Consider the following 17,423-nt stretch of genomic DNA (forward strand, 5'->3'; position numbering starts at 1 on the left):
AAAGCGGATTGACGCTGGCTGAACTGCTGGGCCGCCACCCGAGCATTGCCAGACGCACCGCACAGCGCCTGATAGCCAAGCTGATTGAAAGCGGCCACATCACAGCCCAAGGCGAAGGACGGGCTCGCCGCTATCATGCTGACTCCGAGAGCCATACCGAGCCCCGGATAGCCAAGGTGGACAGTTTCCCCGCGTTCATCCCACTCTCTGCCGACAGCCTGGATATCCTTGCCTATATCGACCAGCCCCTCCCAGCCCGCAAGCCCGTGGGCTATCAGCATGATTTCTTGCAGGCATATCATCCCAACGAAACCTGTTACCTGTCCGAATCACTGCGCCGTCAGTTGCACAACATGGGCAAGACCACAGACATCGATGAGCCTGCCGGCACATACAGTCGAGCGATCCTGAACCGTTTGTTGATCGACTTATCATGGGCATCGAGCCACCTGGAAGGTAATACCTATAGCAGGCTAGACACCCGTGAACTTATCGAGCACGGCAAGGCCGCGCGGGGTAAGGGAGCCATCGAAACGCAGATGATCCTGAACCATAAAACCGCGATCGAGTTACTGGTCGAAAACATCGACAGTGCCGAATTTAACCGCTACACCCTGATGAACTTGCACAGCGCCCTGGCGGAAAACTTGCTACCCAACCCTGCCGATGAGGGGCGCATTCGCCAACATGCTGTCGACATCAGTAAAAGTATCTATCGCCCGTTATCCACGGCACAACAAATCGAAGAGGTGCTGGACGAGGTGCTGAGCAAAGCCAATCAGATCCACGATCCGTTTGAACAATCGTTTTTCATGATGGTGCACTTGCCCTACCTACAACCTTTTGCCGACATCAATAAACGCACTTCCCGCTTGGCCGCGAATCTCCCCCTGTTTCGTGGCAACCTCTGCCCGCTCACCTTCCTCGATGTACCAGAACAGGCCTACAGCCGCGCCACCCTCGGTGTGTACGAAATGGCCCGCATCGAACTGCTACGCGACCTGTACGTGTGGGCTTATGAACGTTCAACCCAAGAATATCTTGCCATCAAGCGGGATCTCGCCGAACCTGACCCACTTCGCCTAGCATGGCGGGATCTTATCAAACAGACTGTCCGTGGGGTCGTCACGTCGATCCAACTTGATCCACTCAGCACCATTGAACAAGCGGTGTCAGAGAACGTCCCGCAGCAAGAGCGATCGGCCGTACAGGCACTGATTGTTGAAGAGTTGCGAAGGCTGCATGAAGGTGTTCTGGCACGCTATGGTTTACGGCCCTCGGAGTTTATCGCGTGGAAAGCGCAACATGGGCGCTGATTGATACTGTGACAATCGTCGAGTTGAGTATCTATTAAGGTATTCCATAGTGCGGTGCTCTATGCCGAGGACATCATCATGAGTTACCAAAGCCTGGCAGCCACCACTGCCAATATCACAGAGCTCAGACGCAATCCAATGGGGACCATCAAAGAGGGAAAAGGCGATGCCGTCGCCATCCTCTATCGTAACGAGCCAGCATTCTATTGTGTGCCGCCTGAGCTCTACGCCTACTATCTGGAACTGGCCGAAGATGCCGAGCTGAACCGTATTGTCGATGAGCGAGTCAAACGGTCGGAGTTCGTCAGCGTCAACCTGGAGGACCTATGATTTAGAATCCCATCCTTGACATCACTACCCTCAGCTCTTGCAAGTCAACGTTGATCAAGCGCGGGCTGGAGATCAACGCTACGATGCCCCTTATTGTCATCGCAGCATTAGTCGCGTCATGGCCCTCCTCCCCTCATTGTGTGAGCGAACTGGCAGCGCCTGCTGATCTGGGCCCCGGTGTAGTAATAAAGGGGAATTCACTTGGGCGCTTCCGATGGAGACGAACCACTGAAAAGCAAAGGCCGTCAGGCGGCATTCCTGTCTGACTCATCCATCCGGGGTTTTCAGCGTCCAATTTTGACCACCCTGGAGTGTGTGCAACCATCCGATTTTTGGATCGAAGATCCATCAGCAGCTTGTTGTCGTGCTCGGACTTCATGCGGTAGGCTGCGCCCGGCGGCAAGACGTTAGCCTAGTGGTTCATGTCGATGATGACGCAGGGATGGCCGCCACCCGCCGGTTAAACTCGGCAAACTCTTCAGCATTATCTTCCCAACGCTCAATGCTGGCCGCCAGCAGGTCTAACAGCTGGACGTTGTTATCGTAGTCATCCACCAGCTCATCTATCAGTGCCAGCGCACTTTCGTAGTCATGCTGGTTGTCGATATGGGTGAAGTAGGGCAGCTCGGCCAAGGCCTCTCGGAGCTGTACCAGAATGGGTTTCAACATGTCAGAGTTACCTTGTTGGTTGCGCCCCCCCGTTTTCGATAACACTGGGGACCTGTCCAGTTTAGATCTTCAATGGAGGTGGCTGCTTGGTATGACACCATCACTGCATTTGCAAATTTTCCCGAGAAACCTCGGCTAGATTGGCAAAATTTCGTGCTCATCAATTCAAGAAGGTATTTAAAGAAGCGAACGCGGGTGCGAACTTGTGAGCTCCCGTGAAGCGATCGCAACAATCATGGACTCACTGACAGAGACGATCAACCGACGCACCATCGCTGCCTTGGCTTTTGTTGCGCCAACCCCAGTGCACTCCTGCTGAAACTCGTTACACCTTGTTTTAATGGCCCCTTGAATCGAAAGTGCGACACCCATACCTGAGGATCAAGGTTAAATACCGCCTTTAGCGTGTGAAAAACATTTACCGCCTAAAGCAGGTAAATATTGATATACCTGCCACAGCGTGTAAATTAAAAGAAATTACGCTACCAGGTAAGTCAAATCATGAAAGTAACCAGCGCCAAGCAACTTAGTGCCTGTCTCAAGGATGCCAGGCTTTCGCAAAAGCTCTCCCAAGGCAAAGTGGCCGGCAAGGTGGGGATCAGGCAGGACACGGTGTCCAGCTTCGAGCTCAATCCCGAGTCAACCAAGCTGGAGACCTTGTTCAAGATCCTCGCCGCACTGGAACTCTCCCTCGATATCAGGCCCCGCACCGATCCTGCGGAAAACGCCACGCCTGGCTGGAAGGAGGAGTGGTAATGGCCAGCCTGACGGTCTACATGAACGGATACCGGGTAGGTACCTTTACCAAGGCGACCAATGGTGCTCACCAATTTCAGTACGATGAATCGTGGGTGAAGTTGCCAGGCAGCCGCCCCATCTCGCTCTCCATGCCATTACGCCAGCAGCGCTACCAGGGCGATGAGGCCTATAACTTCTTCGATAATCTGCTGCCAGATAACCCGGAAGTAAGAAACCGGGTGGTGGCGCGCTATCAAGCCGATTCCACCCAACCCTTTGATCTGCTCAGTTGCATTGGCCAGGACAGCGTGGGGGCATTGCAACTGGTGGCTCAGGGCAGACCTGTGCCAGACGTTAAGCGCATTGAGTGCAAGCCGCTCTCTGACGCCGAACTGGAGCAGATCATGACCAGCTACCAGCAAGGGATCCCGCTTGGTATGGTGAGGGAAGAGGACGATTTTCGGATATCCATCGCCGGGGCTCAGGAAAAGACCGCGTTACTCTACCTCGACAACCGTTGGTGCTTACCGCATGCAGCGACCCCAACCACCCACATTATCAAGCTGCCCATTGGCAAGATCGAAAGCCACTCCTACTCGATAGACCTCTCCCAGAGCGTAGAAAACGAATATCTCTGCACCCTGATCGCCAAAGCATTGGGTCTTCCGGTTCCCCATTGCTTCATCATGCAGGTCGGCAAGGTCAAGGCTCTGGCGGTGGAACGCTTCGATCGGCGCTACGCCACGGATCGCAGTTGGATCATGCGCCTGCCCCAAGAGGACTTCTGCCAGGTGTTGAATGTACCGTCAGCACGCAAGTACGAGAGCCATGGTGGACCGGGCATTGCTGACATCATGACGACCCTGCTGGGATCGGCCACGCCGGAGCAGGATCGGTACCTGTTTATGAAGTCTCAGGTGTTGTTCTGGCTGCTGGCTGCCACTGATGGCCATGCCAAGAATTTCTCGGTGTTTATCGAACCTGAAGGGCGTTTCCGGCTTACACCGTTTTACGACATCCTTTCCATGTATCCTGCATTTGGTGGTAAAGGATTACATCCCCGTGATGCCAAGTTGGCCATGGGGCTTACTGCAACCAAGGGCAAAAAATACGCGATAGAGCAGATATTTCCTCGCCATTTTTATCAAACGGCCAAGGCGATTGGTTTTGAACAAGTGCAGATGGAAAAAATCATCAGCGAACTGACGGATAATCTGGATGAGGTAATATCAATCGTTCGTCAGCAATTGCCTGATACATTTCCCACTGAGATTGCAGATTCAATTTTGGGTGGACTCAGTTCGAAAGCGCAACGCTTAAAACGATAATTGACCAATGTGACAAATGCCTCTTGCATCGCCCCAAATGAGCCTCTATCGAGGCTCATTTTTTTTGCGTACGAGCGAGTGAATGATCCATTTTAGATCAAAAAAACAACTAAAAATGCAGAAGCCTGAAGTGCTAATTTTGGCAACATAAAATTTCCTCAGCTAACCTAGACAGACTTAACGGCAATAAGACATTGATTTTAAAGTATTATATTTATTTGATGTTTGACGTATTCTGATGACATTTTAACTCTATTAACAGGTACGGCCTTCTAAGCCGTGGGTCGCAGGTTCGAATCCTGCAGGGCGCGCCATCGATGCACATGAGTTTGATTGCTGTATCGAAGGCAGATTTCAGTGGTGGCTGTAGCTCAGTTGGTAGAGTCCCGGATTGTGATTCCGGTTGTCGTGGGTTCGAGCCCCATCAGCCACCCCATTATTCCCCTCCAGGCTGGGATCAGCCTGATGAGACAGCATCACGCTGTCTGTTTGGACCGGCCACTGGCCGGTCTTTTTGTTTCTGCGCCGCCCGCTTTTTGGCGCAACGCCCCCACCCCATCCTCTGGCGCTCGGCGCCCTGCTCAGGACGCAGTCCGGACCGCCGTCACAAAAATGGGGTTTTCTGCCCCGCTCAAGACAAGCCCTCCCCATGCCATGACCCAGCGCAAGTCCAGGTCTGATCCCTCGTGTTATGGATAAAAAAATTGATAACACGGCTGCCAGGGCGCTCCTTCCTTCTCTTATCCCTTGTACAGGAGCAGCCAAATTCGATGGCACCGATTCATCTTTTCGTAATACGGTCATCCCATCCTTAATCAATTAGCTGAAATATAAGGAGTTATTGATACCCCCCCGATGCCGGTCCAAGGCCCAGCCTGTCACATGCCCCGCCGGTTGCAGGAAAAGTTCCCATACTGAGTTGTCTGCATTCCACATGACTGCCAAGGAGAGACAGAGATGAGTGAAGAAAGCAAATGCCCCTTCAACCACACCGCCGGCGTCGGCAGAACCAATCGAGATTGGTGGCCGAACCAGTTGCGGCTGGATCTGCTGCATCAGCATTCCCCCGGCGCCGATCCCATGGACAAGGACTTTGACTACGCCAAGGCCTTCGCCAGCCTGGATTACAAGGCACTCAAGAAAGATCTGGTCAAGCTGATGACGGATTCCCAGGAGTGGTGGCCGGCGGACTTCGGTCACTACGGCCCCCAGTTCATCCGCATGACCTGGCATGCTGCGGGCACCTATCGCACCACCGACGGTCGCGGTGGCGGCGGCCGTGGTCAACAGCGCTTCGCCCCCCTCAACAGCTGGCCTGACAACGTCAACATCGACAAGTCCCGTCGCCTGCTCTGGCCCATCAAGCAGAAATACGGCAACAAGATCTCCTGGGCCGATCTCCTGATCCTCGCCGGCAACGTCGCCCTGGAGACCATGGGTTTTCGCACCTTCGGCTTTGGCGGTGGGCGGCCCGACGTGTGGGAGCCGGATCAGGACGTCAACTGGGGGGATGAAATTGCCTGGCTCGGGGTCGATCCCGATCGGGTCAAGGGCGATCGCGAGCTTACGGCCCCCTTCGGTGCCACCCACATGGGCCTCATCTACGTCAACCCGGAAGGGCCCAACGCCAGCGGTGACTACATGGAGGCTGCCAAGGACATCCGTTCCACCTTCGGTCGCATGGCCATGAACGATGAAGAGACGGTCGCCCTTATCGCGGGCGGCCACACCTTCGGCAAGGCCCACGGCGCCGCGCCCGAATCCCACAAGGGGCCAGAGCCGGAAGCCGCGCCTCTGGAGGCCCAGGGCCTCGGCTGGATGAGCGACTACGGCAGCGGCCATGGCAAGGACACCGTCTCGAGCGGGCTTGAAGTGACCTGGACCAAGACCCCGGTCCTGTGGAGCAACAACTTCTTTGAAAACCTGTTCAACTACGAGTGGGAGCTGACCACGTCACCTGCCGGCGCCAAGCAGTGGGTGGCCAAGGATGCACCGGAGATCATTCCCGATGCGCACATCCCCGGCAAGTTCCACAAGCCGACCATGCTCACCACCGACCTGACCCTGCGCTTTGACCCCGAGTTTGGCAAGATCTCCCGCCACTTCTACGAGGATCCGCAGGCCTTCGCCGATGCCTTCGCACGCGCCTGGTTCAAGCTGACCCACCGTGACATGGGCCCCATCGCCCGCTACCTGGGGCCGGAGGTACCCAAAGAGGAGCTGATCTGGCAAGACCCCATCCCCGCCGTCAATCATCCCCTGATCGATGACAAGGACGTGGCCCTGCTCAAGGAGAAGATCCTGGCGGCCTCCCTGTCCGTGGCCGAGCTGGTGTCGACCGCCTGGGCTTCCGCGTCCACCTTCCGTGGCTCTGACAAACGCGGTGGCGCCAACGGTGCCCGCATCCGCCTGGCTCCGCAAAAGGAGTGGGCAGTCAACCAACCGGCCCAGCTCGCCAAGGTGCTGCAGGCCCTCGACGGGATACAGCAGACCTTCAACGCCTCAGCCACCGGCGGCAAGCGGGTATCCCTCGCCGATCTCATCGTGCTGGCGGGCGGCGTGGGGGTCGAGCAGGCCGCGAAGAGAGCCGGTGTCGCCGTGACCGTGCCCTTCACTCCGGGCCGGATGGATGCCTCCCAGGCCCAGACCGATGTGGATTCCTTCGCGGTGCTCGAGCCCCTCGCAGATGGATTTCGCAACTACGCGGGCGAGTGCGCGGGCTTCGCGGAGACCATGCTGATCGACAAGGCGCAGCTGCTCACCCTGAGTGCCCCCGAGATGACGGTACTGGTGGGCGGCATGCGGGTGCTCGGCACCAACGCGGGCAACTGCCACGGGGTCTTTACCGCCGCCCCGGGTACCCTCTCCAACGACTTCTTCGTCAACCTGCTCGACATGGGCACGGAGTGGAAGCCGGCGGCGGGCAGCCAGGGAGTCTATGAAGGCCGTGATCGCCAGAGCGGCAAGGTGAAGTGGACCGGAACCCGGGTCGATCTGGTGTTCGGTTCCAACTCCCAGCTGCGCGCCCTGGCAGAGGTCTACGCCAGTGCGGATGCCAAGGAGAAGTTCGTGAAGGACTTTGTGGCGGCCTGGACCAAGGTGATGAACCTGGATCGCTTCGACCTCGCCTGAGGACGCTGGCAGGCGCCCCGTTCCCAACGCCCCGGGAACGGGGCGTTTTTTATGGGCCGCTTCCAACCCCCGGCCTCTCCCCACTCTTCTCGCGGCGGCATCAGCCGGCGGTGATGACGGTGCAGCCCTCCCCTTCGAGCGTCTTGACCAGGACCGGATCCTGCCGGGTGCAGATCAGGTAGTCGAGATCCGCAGCGTGCAGGAAGGGGTAGGAGGCCAGGGACTCCAGCTTGTCGTCATTGCACAGCACCGCCAGCGAGCCGCAACGCTCCGCGACCCGGCGCTTGAACTCGCTGTCCTGGTAATGCACGGCGCTGAAGCCGAGATCCGAGGACCAGGCACAGACCCCCAGGAAGCCGAGGTCGAAGCGGAACTTTTTGGCCGCCTCGGCCGCCGCGATATCAACGGCCCCGCCGACCAGCGGATCCTGCTCGCCACCGAGGAGGATGGTCCTGATGCCGGGTCTCTCCAGCAGCCGGCAGGCGATGGCCGGGCTGTTGGTCACCACCGTCAGGCTCTGGTGCTCCGGCATGAGGGATGCCAGCAGCAGGTGGGTGCTGCTGGCATCCAGGAAGATCAGCTGGTTCGGTTTGACCAGGCTCAAGGCGGCCATGGCCAGGGCCTGCTTCTGCGCCACATGCTGGGTACTGCGCTCGGTCAGGGTCCCCGTCTGGGGCGACAGGGAGATGGCGCCACCGTGGATGCGCTTGCAGCGCCCCTCATCGGCCAGATAGCGCAGATCCCGCCTGATGGTCGCCTCCGTGGTGCCCAGCGGCTCCGCCAGCTCCGCCGCCATCACTTTGTGGTGCGCGGCCAGCAGATCCAGAATGAGGAGCCGTCGCTCCTCCGGTGAATACTTGTCCATGGTGTTCCCTTGTAATGGCCGGGCGATCACCGCCCGGCCCGCCTTACGCCCCCTGCCGCTGCAGTGCGAACAGTTGCAAGATGGTGTGCATGACGGCGTCCTCATCGTTCGAGCGGGTGATGAAATGGGCGGCGTCCTTGGTCTCGTCGTGGCCATTGCGCATGGCGAAGCTGAAGTCGGCGCACACCATCAGCTCGATGTCATTGAGCCCGTCGCCAAAGACCAGGGTCTCATGACGACCGGCGCCGACCAGCTGCTGCAACCTGGCCACCGTTGTCCCCTTGTGCACGCCGGCATTGGCGATGTCTATCCACTGCTGGTCGGACGCCACTATGTAGGCCTCGTCATCAAACTCGCCAAGCTGGCCCCGCAGATCCAGGCAGCGACCCTGCTCGTCATAGACGGTGATCTTCACAACGTCCGCGGTGATGTCACCAAAATCGGCGACCGTCTGCACCTGGGTGTAAGAGCGGCGCACCAGGGCTTTCAGATGATCCGGCACCTCCTCCCGGATCGCCGCGCAGGCGATGACGATATGCTCGCCCGGCAGACGCGCCAACCAACGGATGATGGCCAGGCCCAGGGCGTTACCCAGCAGCTCCTCGACCCGATCGACCTGTTTTCCCGTGCAGGGCGCAAAATGTATCCCCTGCTGCGCCATGGCGGCAACCACCTCGGCGAACAGGGCTCGGTTGTTATCCCCCCTGCTATATGAGGAAGGTGCCGTCCATGTCCGTGATGATGAGTTTGATCATGCTGTTACCTCGGATGTATGCATTCTGATCGCGGTCATTATATCGCCACAATGAACACACACAAACAAATACAGGATCATTTTTGTTCATATGAGCTCAAAATGATCATAGCATGACCTCCTCGCTCGGAGGATCCCAGGCACAGCCCCCTCCTTCGACTGTCATCCAAGGAGACCCCATGTTGTCCACACTCTCCAGTCGGCGGCCCCGGCACGAGCGGCTCGCCACCCGAGCCACCTTCTTATGCTCGGGCTTTGCCACGGCGGCCTGGGCCTCCATCATCCCCTTAGCCAAACTGAACGCCCAGATAAGCGACGCCACCCTGGGCTATGTCGGGGTGTTCTCCAGCCCCGCCCTGGTCGGCTTTGTCGCCGACGCCTTCGGTCTGCCGGCGGCCCTCCACGGCGTCGTTTTGCTGATGGTGCTGGCCCTGCTCCTCAGCAGAGGCGTGGGGCTGGCACCCCGGGCCACCCCTCTTTCTACAACCTGTCAGGAGCTGCCATGAGAAACCCTGTTTTCGGCGACGTGGTATTAAATACCGAGGACATTGCGCTCGGCGTCGAGGTCATCGCCAAACGGCTCAACGCGCGATTCACGGAGGCGGTGGTGATCACCGTGGTGCCGGGCGGCATGCTGTTTACCGCCGATGTCGTCAGGGCGCTGCGCTTTGATATCGCCATGGACTACATCTCCTGCCCCCACACTCCGGGGGAGCGCCACAATGCCTCTCCCATCGTCTTTCACAACAATGTCGGCATCCAGGGCAGAGACGTCATCCTGATGGACGACGCCATCGAATCGGGGGGTACCATGAGGCGGCTGGTCGCGCACCTGCAGGCGTTCGCGCCACGTTCCCTGTCCATCGCGACCCTGTTTGTCAAACCAGGGCGCGTGGCAATCCCCGCCGAGCAGTTTTATGCCTATGAAATGACGAACGATGATCTGCTGGTGGGCTACGGCCTGCCCTGGGAGCACAAGTACCGGAATATCCCCTATGTCTCCAGGTTGAAGAGATAACGGGACGGGACAAGGTTAGGGAGCGATAAACCGATCAGGATAAAACCTGACAGCAAGAGAAGAATTGACCAGACCACGTCCCGGTGTCGCCCGGTGTACGGCCTATGCCACTCCAGCAGGGCTAGTCCACCCGCCTGTCGATACCGGGTAGAGACCAGATTGCCGGTTACCGGAAAAACAAAAGGCCCCGTCTTGCGACGGGGCCTTTTGTTTTATTTGGCGGTGAGGGAGGGATTCGAACCCTCGATACTATCTACCACTCAGTAACCCACTGATTTCATTGCGATAATCATAGATACAAATCTTACTTCTGTACCACTTATCTGTACCACATTTATAGTACAAACAGCCTTTCATACAGCTGTTCGAATGTGTCTACTCTGGTAAAGCTCCCCTTCGGCAATTGTCTGATCATCGGGCGTTCAAGCTTTTTACCATCTGCATTTCCCTTGGTGTGCTTGGCAACTTTATCCCCGAGAGAAGGTAATTTTTCACCCGGAGCCCCGCCAAAGAATAGATAATGGTCTACTTGCAGTGACACATCATCAAAGAACATCCACACAACACATCCAGATGGTTTTGAAGACAACGATTGGTGGATTTTCTGATTGGCGGCTTTTCCGCCCAGCTTAGTCGACTTCAGTTGAATATGCCGTAAGATCCCCTCAGCTTCAACGATGAGGTCATACCCTTTACTATCCACCTCAGACTTTGCCACCTCGATGTCACAACGCCCTGTTTTCCAAGATTTCTTGAGTAGCTCCGCAATGAACAGATGCTCTAGCAATTTTTCCCGGAAAGAAGAATGCGAAGAGTGAAGGCTGTCATCTACTTCTTGTTCCATTTGTTCCCCACTCGTATAGGTCATGATGCTGTACTGATACGATGGACACTCGACACGCTGATACCCAACCGCTTTGCCACTGATGCTTTAGCGATGCCTTGCGATAGAAGATGCAGCACTTCGTCCCGCTTCTCCATCGCTGTCGGCTTCCGGCCCTTGTAGACCCCTTTGGCCTTCGCCAAGGCGATCCCTTCCGCCTGACGCTCCAGCATGATTTCCCGCTCGAACGTGGCGATGGCTCCGATCATCGTCAGCATCAGCTTGCCTGTCGGAGTGGCCGTGTCGATGCCCAGATTCTGGATCTGTAATGTTACCCCTTTGGCGTGTAGCTGGTCTGTGATCTCCAGCAAGTGCCGGGTGTTCCGGGCCAGACGATCCAGCTTGGTGACTTTTAGCACGTCCCCAGACCGGGCGAACTCGAGCATTGCCTGTAGTTGCGGCCTATCCGTCTTGCTACCGCTGACCTGCTCATGAAAAACTTTTTCACACTCCGCCAGAGCTATCAGTTGCTGCTCCAGCGATTGCCCCGTGGTCGAGACACGGGCATACCCGATGATTGCCATGATGGCCTCCAATAGGTTCAAGACCCTGCAAGAAAAACGTGTCAAAACTCGAAAACCAACCCGTGTGACAGGGGTTGCCGGGGGGCTTCCGGTCTGTCACACAGGCATGGTCTATTGAGCGTCCGGCTCCTTCGGCGGAGGCGGCGGTGTCTGCATCGAGTTGACGGCTTCCTTAATGAGGACGCCCAAGGCTGCCAGCAGTGCCGCCTCCAACGCTTTCAGTAACGGGTTTCCTTGCTGCTCATTCATACGCCTGCTCCTTGCTGGATGGCTCCCGACAAGGGGCCAGATGTGATGTATTCCATGGGATTCTCCTATGGTGTTGGTCTCATCTGGCTTATACCGGCGTTTGGTCTGAATGTTGCCTGCTCGTTTTCCTTGTGCTGGTGGGGTTTGGGATTGTTTTTGCCGGGCAATCAACCGGGCAAGATCGTTGCCATCATCTTGATTTGTCTTCTTCGGGTGGCTTGTAGGCTCCCCCCTCGGTGCAGTAAATAGATAAGTCTCTGAGTAACAAAACGGGTATCTATATCGGGCTGGAACAGGCGACACATCAGACACATGCAGCCGAAAAGCCCATGAACACGTTGTTGGATGTGTCGATGAGACTCAAATTGACCAGACACATCACCCCGAAATGTGTCGATTGGTCGTCACTCGCGGCGGGGTTAAACGGTGATAGGCCAGATTGCCGCTATGCCTCTGACTCAACCGCCAGCCAAGCCGCTCTGCAATCGCTTTAAGGTCTCTTCCCGGCTGGGCTGGATATCGTAGATACCCGGCTGGATCGCAGGTATAAGCACTCTGGGCAGAATCTCGCGTGATATCAAGATGTCGGCCATCGCCCGGCTCTGCCATAGCCACCAACAGCCCTTGCAGGTACTCCTCCACGCTTAGGATGCGTCCCTGAGCACGACAGATGGTGGCCCACAGCTCTTGTTCTTCGTGCCGAATCCTGAGCGGCCTGAGGCCCGTCTGCTGCTCGATGTAGGCATCACGCTGCTGGTCTGCTTGGCGGTTCGATGGCTCCAGATGATAGGCTTCGTCAAACTCCAGCAAGTACGCCTCCTGCCGAATCGGTTTGTCAAAATACTTTCCGTCCGGGTCGAACCATTGCAAATCGACTCGGAAATCTATTCGGTAAGGGCCGCAAGAGAATTGCGGGATCACCTGCATTTGCAAACCTGGCTGCTGTTCTTCAAAACAAGCAAGCAACGAAACTAGGTACTCTGTGTAAAACGCTGCCTCATAGCGACTCTGACCTTCCACTCGTGGTAATGATTGTCCGGTCAACCGCTCGATTTCCGCTATCAACGCTGCGTTCAGGTGAGAGCTGGGGCCATAGGTCAGCACAGCCAAGGCTTGCAAGGGAGTCCACATCCCTAATCCATTATCAGGTTCGGGAACCTCTGGCAGGTCAAGTCCCTGTACCTGCCGGATGTTGCTGATTGCCCGCCTGACGTACTGACTGTACCGCCCATTGAAGCCGGGTATCTGCGAGAGCGTACCCCGTGGATCGATAAGCCCTTGTGCAGGAGGCCCGATAAAAATGTCTGTAACGTTCAATGCAGCCTCCTACGGCCTCTTTGCTTCCTTTTATCCGGCATCAGCCGGGATGGGGGCCAATGGGATGGCTTCAACAGCAGCTAGCTTTTGGCTCAACGTATAGGTTCCATAATTTCGCCCTGTCGCTGTCCTCTCGCCGTGTTGGCTGTGACCCGTGATGGCGTTCTGGATATCCTCACGAGCCCCTGCATCCCGCATGAAATTGATAAAGGTGTGCCGGAAGCTATGGAACGGCTGAATATCTTCTCGCACGATGTTGAGCTTTTCACGTAAGTAGCGCTGCCACCACACACCCAGCCGCACATGGTAGTTCTGCTTGGGGCCAGAGGGATGCAACAGGGGGAACAGGCGGCCATCAGCAGGTAAGGTGCGAACATAGTCCAGTAGACCAAGTGCTAGCAGATGGGGATGCACCGGAATGTCCCGGTTACTGCTGCGGTTCTTCACACTCTGATCTTCCCGCAACTCCGCCACTCGGAAGGACCAGACGCCATCCTGCTGCATCAAGTCTGCCACGTAGAGCTGACAAATCTCCTCGGCTCGAGCCCCCGTATAGTAGAGCATCAGCGGCACCCAGTAGTGAGCCTCCCCGAATCGGGTATGCTGGGTACGTCTCACAAACAAGGGGGAACCGAACACGGTCGCCAGCTCGGTCGCGGTGTACGGGCGTTCCGGTTCGGCCAGTGGGTTGACCGCCGTATCTGCATAAGTGAGCCCGTGAGCCGGATTGTACTCTAACAGTCCATCTTCAACCGCAAGCCCTAACACGGCTGACAAGGCTCGTCCCAGCTTTTTGACCGTGGCAGCCGACAGGCAAGGCAGGTTGTGCTCTTGGGCATAGGCAATCTGCTGTCGTAACGGCATGGCCGACACATCTTGCTTGGGACGGGTTGGCAGTTGTTCCATTAGATTACGGAACTCGGCAACGTCCCTCTTATGGATCTCCTCGATACCTTTATCGCCTAGCAGTTCGACAAACCGATCAACGGCCACCTGATACTCAAGGATGCGTCCCTCGGCCTTCTTCGGTTCTCGCCGCCGGACAGTGGTCTTGTAGCGTTCAAACAAGGCTGACAGGCGAAGTCCACGCGTCCCCATGAGCGGGGCGGTGGTGACTCCAGTTGGTACGAGGGGGATCTCAGGTTGGCCGATGCGTCTCTGCATGGCGTTAGTGCGGGTATTCTGCTGGACGGCCACCGACAGCTGTAGGAATTTACCCGCAAGAAGCAGAGCGAGAGCCTGATAGTTGGCCGACCCGACGAACAGGCAGAGGCCTGATGCACGAAGAGCCTCGTCAGTGTAAGGCTTCATCCACGTGAGGAAACGGGTGAGCCTTGCGGCTCTGTCCTTGTTAGAGATACCCGGTTGGCGTCTTTCAACATCGGCCAGTAAGGTCTGCAAGATATCTGCTGGCTCGATGGTAGAACCTGCATCCTGTAGGGGGATGAAACGAGCACGTACATCCGGTTCGTCAAGACACTCTATCATCGAGTTGTACCAACAGTCCGCCGCGTTGGATAGGTCGAGGGGCTGCACTACTAGATCAATCTTGGCGGCCTCTAGTAAGCGATGTAGCTCATCCAGCACAGGTAGGGCAGCCCGAAGGGCATGGGGCTTACTTTTGGTATTCAGGGAACGCTTGATCTCACCCTTGTTGATAACAGGGCGGAGTGCTTTGGGGATGACAACACGGGCATACCACGTGCCATGACGGTCTTGGATTAGATTGCTCATAGACCTCATTTTGTACCACCTTTTTGTACCACCTCGGAAGTGTCGGGATGGAAGGGTTGATCACAAAATCGCTATGAAATCAGGAAGTTTTTGACCTATAAAGAAAAACCCCCGCTCGAAAGCAGGGGTTATCAATGTGGCGGTGAGGGAGGGATTCGAACCCTCGATACGTTGCCGTATACACACTTTCCAGGCGTGCTCCTTCAGCCACTCGGACACCTCACCAAATTTTACTGCTTGAAGTGGCTTTCGGAGCACGCTGTGCGTGCATCTTGCCGACTTCGTCGGTGGGCAGCCTCTCGGATACCGCACCAAATTTCTGTCTGTGGTTTAACGTGTTCAGCCAACACGATGTTCGCTGCGCCGTTGCGCTGGAACGGGGCGTAATTTAGGGGAAAGCCCCGCCGCCGTCAACGGCTTTTTAGCCGCAGCGAACCGTTCGCACATTAAACGCACAGTTCAGGTGCTGAAGTCAGTGAACGGATTCCGGTGCGACCTGGATTTCCGGCAGATTGAGGAAGCCAAGGCGTTCACATTCGGAAACCACTTCATGGGTGGCTGCCGTGGTGCTTTCAACGAACAGCAGGAACTGTTCGACGGTGAGACCCGCCTTGGTAAAGACGGTGTGACCCACAACGAGGCGTGGCAGGTTGTCATCGATGATGTCGAGGAACACCTTGAGGGACGGATATTGCATGTTGAGACGACCCAGTTCGGCCACCAGGGGCAGCAGCGATGAGGGGCGCACCTCCAGCTCGGATGAGAACAGCAGCCCTTCCTCTTCCACGAAGATCCGGCTCTCCTGGATGCCCTCGACGGACTGCAGGGAGACCATGTGGATGCCATGACACTGATCGCACACATAGTGCTCGATCCGGGCCTGTTGCAACCAACGCATTATCATTTCAGAGCTGGGGATATTCATCATTTTCACGACACGGTAGAGATCAAGGGGCGCAGTCTAAACCAATTTTCAGACAACCAAAAGCACACAGGCCGGATCCCCGTCGTCTCGCTTCTTTTTGACAGGCCCTGTGCCTATACTCAGCCATTCTCGTAGCGCACTCGCCTCCAAAGAGCCCGATGACCATCCAAGAAAAGTATCGCCTGCACCTCAAATCCCTCTCGGATGAACTGCTCGCCCTGCAAAAACCCATCCGTATCCTGGATGCCATCAAATGGCCCCGTCACCTGCAAAGCGACTTTCTGGCAAGTGGCGGCAAGGCACTGCCCGCCATCGACAGGCATTTCTATGAATCCCTCCCCCTGGGGTTCGATCCCCGCAACAAGTACCTTGAGCTCAAGGAGCTGAGGGACAGGATCCGCCGGCGCCTCGGCCCCCAGGACGATCTCGGCCGGATCCTGCAAGAGACGGTGGATCAGTACATGGTGGTCATCGAGATGCTGCGCCAGCGCGGACAGCCGGACTTTCAGCGCTACAGTCAGCGGCTCTACGGCTCGGCAAGCGATCACCTGCGCGGGGATCGCAAGACCCTGAAGGAGCTGGGGGCCAGATTGTGCGACATCTTCTCCCTGCCCGGCGCCCGCCACCTGGTGCGCCCGTACCCCAAGGAGTTCGAGGGGGAAGCCGCGGTGGCGAGGTTGCAGGGCAAGCTGTCGAGCTACTTCAGCGACGGCACAGTCCAGGTCAAGCTCAGCGATGGCATCGTCTCCGATGCCGCCGCCGGGGGGGATTACATCAAGCTCAACTCCCACGCCCGTTTCTCGGAACTCGATCTACAGGTGCTGGAGGTACACGAAGGCTGGGTTCACGTCGGCACCACCCTCAACGGCCGCCAGCAATCTTACGCCACCTGGCTCGGCGCCGGCTCGCCCCGCATCACCGCCTGTCAGGAGGGGTTGGCAGTACTCATCGAGACCCTCACGTTCAGCTCCTTCCCGGACAGGGCCAAGCGCATCTCGGATCGGGTCATGGCCATCGACATGGCGGAGCGTGGCGCCGATTTCATCGAGGTGTTCCGCCACTTCGTGGCCAAGGGGGCCAGCGAGCACGACGCCTACAAGATCACCCAGCGGGTGTTTCGCGGAGGCATGGTCGAGGGGGGCGCCTGCTTTACCAAGGATCTCTCCTATGTGAAGGGCTATGTGGAGACGGTGAACTTCATTCGCAGCGCCGTGCTGGAGGGAGTGCCGGAGATCCTGCCCATGCTGTTCGTCGGCAAGGTGACCCTGGACGACATCCCCGTGCTCTATCAGCACTATCTGGAGGGGCTCATCGACGCTCCTCGCTACCTCCCTCCCATGTTTCGCGACCTCACAGGGCTCTACGTCTGGTTCGGCTTCGCCTCCGGCATGTCCCTGGTGGACATAGGCCGGGTACAGCAGCATTTTCGCCAGCTCTTCCACCGCCTGCCGGCGGCAGACCCCATCATCGCCCCTGTCGACATCGAGATCGACTGACCCCCATAGACAAAGAGGGCGCCAGATAGGCGCCCTCTTTGGTGTCCAGGCTGCACGAGCCAGCCATGGGTTATACCAATCAGATTAAAGATGTGATCTAATTGCTCTATTCTGGTTTCACTGTACTCAGTATGTCCGATCCAAT

Annotated in this window: 17 protein-coding genes and 2 tRNA genes; 9 read left to right on the forward strand and 10 right to left on the reverse strand. The window is 57.1% G+C overall.

Annotated features, from left to right (window positions below; translation table 11 throughout):
• Positions 1–8: 8 nt before the first annotated feature.
• A complete protein-coding gene (locus PG896_RS14450; protein ID WP_021140687.1) occupies positions 9–1,316 on the forward strand; it encodes a Fic family protein in 1,308 nt (435 codons plus the stop codon).
• Positions 1,317–1,394: 78 nt separating this feature from the next.
• Positions 1,395–1,646 carry a type II toxin-antitoxin system Phd/YefM family antitoxin gene (locus PG896_RS14455; RefSeq protein WP_010674977.1) on the forward strand — a complete coding sequence of 84 codons (252 nt, stop codon included), beginning with the start codon at positions 1,395–1,397 and terminating at the stop codon, positions 1,644–1,646.
• Positions 1,647–2,066: 420 nt separating this feature from the next.
• On the opposite strand, the gene PG896_RS14460 is transcribed toward PG896_RS14455, so the two are convergent.
• Complete coding sequence (locus PG896_RS14460; RefSeq protein ID WP_010674978.1) at positions 2,067–2,315, reverse strand: hypothetical protein; 249 nt, start codon at positions 2,313–2,315, stop codon at positions 2,067–2,069.
• A 501-nt stretch (positions 2,316–2,816) separates the two neighbouring features.
• On the opposite strand from PG896_RS14460, the gene PG896_RS14465 reads away from it, so the two are divergent.
• The 4 genes from PG896_RS14465 (at position 2,817) to katG (ending at position 7,513) form a co-directional block, all read left to right on the forward strand.
• Positions 2,817–3,071: a helix-turn-helix domain-containing protein gene (locus tag PG896_RS14465; RefSeq protein WP_005329233.1), complete on the forward strand. Its 255-nt coding sequence runs from the start codon at positions 2,817–2,819 to the stop codon at positions 3,069–3,071.
• Positions 3,071–4,381, forward strand: coding sequence for a type II toxin-antitoxin system HipA family toxin (locus tag PG896_RS14470; protein ID WP_005329232.1), 1,311 nt, complete (start codon positions 3,071–3,073; stop codon positions 4,379–4,381). Before PG896_RS14465 ends, PG896_RS14470 begins: the two co-directional genes overlap by 1 nt.
• 360 nt (positions 4,382–4,741) lie before the next feature.
• Positions 4,742–4,817 (forward strand) — tRNA-His (locus PG896_RS14475).
• 521 nt (positions 4,818–5,338) lie between these two features.
• Positions 5,339–7,513 (forward strand): catalase/peroxidase HPI, encoded by a 2,175-nt coding sequence (gene katG / locus PG896_RS14480; protein ID WP_216986919.1) that lies wholly within the window; start codon positions 5,339–5,341, stop codon positions 7,511–7,513.
• Positions 7,514–7,613: 100 nt separating this feature from the next.
• Here the strand turns inward: katG and PG896_RS14485 are convergent, their stop codons facing one another.
• The gene (locus tag PG896_RS14485) at positions 7,614–8,378 is read right to left on the reverse strand and encodes a DeoR/GlpR family DNA-binding transcription regulator (protein ID WP_268427693.1); all 765 of its coding nucleotides are present in this window, start codon (positions 8,376–8,378) and stop codon (positions 7,614–7,616) included.
• A gap of 43 nt (positions 8,379–8,421) precedes the next feature.
• Positions 8,422–9,039 (reverse strand): HAD family hydrolase, encoded by a 618-nt coding sequence (locus tag PG896_RS14490; protein WP_201896614.1) that lies wholly within the window; start codon positions 9,037–9,039, stop codon positions 8,422–8,424.
• Between the two features lie 272 nt (positions 9,040–9,311).
• Between PG896_RS14490 and PG896_RS14495 the strand changes: the two genes are divergently transcribed.
• Positions 9,312–9,638: a hypothetical protein gene (locus PG896_RS14495; RefSeq protein ID WP_109112550.1), complete on the forward strand. Its 327-nt coding sequence runs from the start codon at positions 9,312–9,314 to the stop codon at positions 9,636–9,638.
• Entirely contained in the window at positions 9,635–10,150 is a 516-nt protein-coding gene (locus tag PG896_RS14500; protein WP_109112549.1) for a phosphoribosyltransferase, read from the forward strand. The genes PG896_RS14495 and PG896_RS14500 overlap by 4 nt, the downstream gene beginning before the upstream one ends.
• 334 nt (positions 10,151–10,484) lie before the next feature.
• Here PG896_RS14500 and PG896_RS14505 read toward each other — a convergent pair whose 3' ends face one another.
• From PG896_RS14505 to PG896_RS14535, 7 genes are all read right to left on the reverse strand, one after another.
• A complete protein-coding gene (locus tag PG896_RS14505) occupies positions 10,485–10,994 on the reverse strand; it encodes a hypothetical protein (RefSeq protein WP_049047471.1) in 510 nt (169 codons plus the stop codon).
• A 20-nt stretch (positions 10,995–11,014) separates the two neighbouring features.
• Complete coding sequence (locus PG896_RS14510) at positions 11,015–11,557, reverse strand: recombinase family protein (protein WP_104456100.1); 543 nt, start codon at positions 11,555–11,557, stop codon at positions 11,015–11,017.
• Between the two features lie 111 nt (positions 11,558–11,668).
• Positions 11,669–11,806: a hypothetical protein gene (locus tag PG896_RS14515; RefSeq protein ID WP_010674054.1), complete on the reverse strand. Its 138-nt coding sequence runs from the start codon at positions 11,804–11,806 to the stop codon at positions 11,669–11,671.
• A gap of 378 nt (positions 11,807–12,184) precedes the next feature.
• The gene (locus PG896_RS14520) at positions 12,185–13,123 is read right to left on the reverse strand and encodes a hypothetical protein (protein WP_268427703.1); all 939 of its coding nucleotides are present in this window, start codon (positions 13,121–13,123) and stop codon (positions 12,185–12,187) included.
• Positions 13,124–13,153: 30 nt separating this feature from the next.
• Positions 13,154–14,857: a site-specific integrase gene (locus PG896_RS14525; protein ID WP_268427704.1), complete on the reverse strand. Its 1,704-nt coding sequence runs from the start codon at positions 14,855–14,857 to the stop codon at positions 13,154–13,156.
• Positions 14,858–14,994: 137 nt separating this feature from the next.
• Positions 14,995–15,082, reverse strand: a tRNA-Ser gene (locus tag PG896_RS14530).
• 247 nt (positions 15,083–15,329) lie between these two features.
• The gene (locus PG896_RS14535; protein WP_160839247.1) at positions 15,330–15,785 is read right to left on the reverse strand and encodes a YbjN domain-containing protein; all 456 of its coding nucleotides are present in this window, start codon (positions 15,783–15,785) and stop codon (positions 15,330–15,332) included.
• A 155-nt stretch (positions 15,786–15,940) separates the two neighbouring features.
• On the opposite strand from PG896_RS14535, the gene PG896_RS14540 reads away from it, so the two are divergent.
• Complete coding sequence (locus PG896_RS14540) at positions 15,941–17,278, forward strand: flavohemoglobin expression-modulating QEGLA motif protein (protein ID WP_010674988.1); 1,338 nt, start codon at positions 15,941–15,943, stop codon at positions 17,276–17,278.
• The last annotated feature ends 145 nt before the right edge of the window (positions 17,279–17,423 follow it).

Source organism: Aeromonas sp. QDB30, from assembly GCF_027707645.1.
GTDB lineage: Bacteria > Pseudomonadota > Gammaproteobacteria > Enterobacterales > Aeromonadaceae > Aeromonas > Aeromonas caviae.

What these genes read in the sequence shown, in the direction of transcription:
- PG896_RS14535 (WP_160839247.1), bottom strand. Translation starts at nt 15,785, where the DNA reads ATGATGAATATCCCCAGCTCTGAAATGATAATGCGTTGGTTGCAACAG.
- PG896_RS14510 (WP_104456100.1), bottom strand. Translation starts at nt 11,557, where the DNA reads ATGGCAATCATCGGGTATGCCCGTGTCTCGACCACGGGGCAATCGCTG.
- PG896_RS14460 (WP_010674978.1), bottom strand. Translation starts at nt 2,315, where the DNA reads ATGTTGAAACCCATTCTGGTACAGCTCCGAGAGGCCTTGGCCGAGCTG.
- PG896_RS14500 (WP_109112549.1), top strand. Translation starts at nt 9,635, where the DNA reads ATGAGAAACCCTGTTTTCGGCGACGTGGTATTAAATACCGAGGACATT.
- PG896_RS14470 (WP_005329232.1), top strand. Translation starts at nt 3,071, where the DNA reads ATGGCCAGCCTGACGGTCTACATGAACGGATACCGGGTAGGTACCTTT.
- PG896_RS14455 (WP_010674977.1), top strand. Translation starts at nt 1,395, where the DNA reads ATGAGTTACCAAAGCCTGGCAGCCACCACTGCCAATATCACAGAGCTC.
- PG896_RS14490 (WP_201896614.1), bottom strand. Translation starts at nt 9,039, where the DNA reads ATGGCGCAGCAGGGGATACATTTTGCGCCCTGCACGGGAAAACAGGTC.
- PG896_RS14485 (WP_268427693.1), bottom strand. Translation starts at nt 8,378, where the DNA reads ATGGACAAGTATTCACCGGAGGAGCGACGGCTCCTCATTCTGGATCTG.
- PG896_RS14465 (WP_005329233.1), top strand. Translation starts at nt 2,817, where the DNA reads ATGAAAGTAACCAGCGCCAAGCAACTTAGTGCCTGTCTCAAGGATGCC.
- PG896_RS14505 (WP_049047471.1), bottom strand. Translation starts at nt 10,994, where the DNA reads ATGGAACAAGAAGTAGATGACAGCCTTCACTCTTCGCATTCTTCTTTC.
- PG896_RS14540 (WP_010674988.1), top strand. Translation starts at nt 15,941, where the DNA reads ATGACCATCCAAGAAAAGTATCGCCTGCACCTCAAATCCCTCTCGGAT.
- PG896_RS14515 (WP_010674054.1), bottom strand. Translation starts at nt 11,806, where the DNA reads ATGAATGAGCAGCAAGGAAACCCGTTACTGAAAGCGTTGGAGGCGGCA.
- PG896_RS14525 (WP_268427704.1), bottom strand. Translation starts at nt 14,857, where the DNA reads ATGAGCAATCTAATCCAAGACCGTCATGGCACGTGGTATGCCCGTGTT.
- katG (WP_216986919.1), top strand. Translation starts at nt 5,339, where the DNA reads ATGAGTGAAGAAAGCAAATGCCCCTTCAACCACACCGCCGGCGTCGGC.
- PG896_RS14495 (WP_109112550.1), top strand. Translation starts at nt 9,312, where the DNA reads ATGTTGTCCACACTCTCCAGTCGGCGGCCCCGGCACGAGCGGCTCGCC.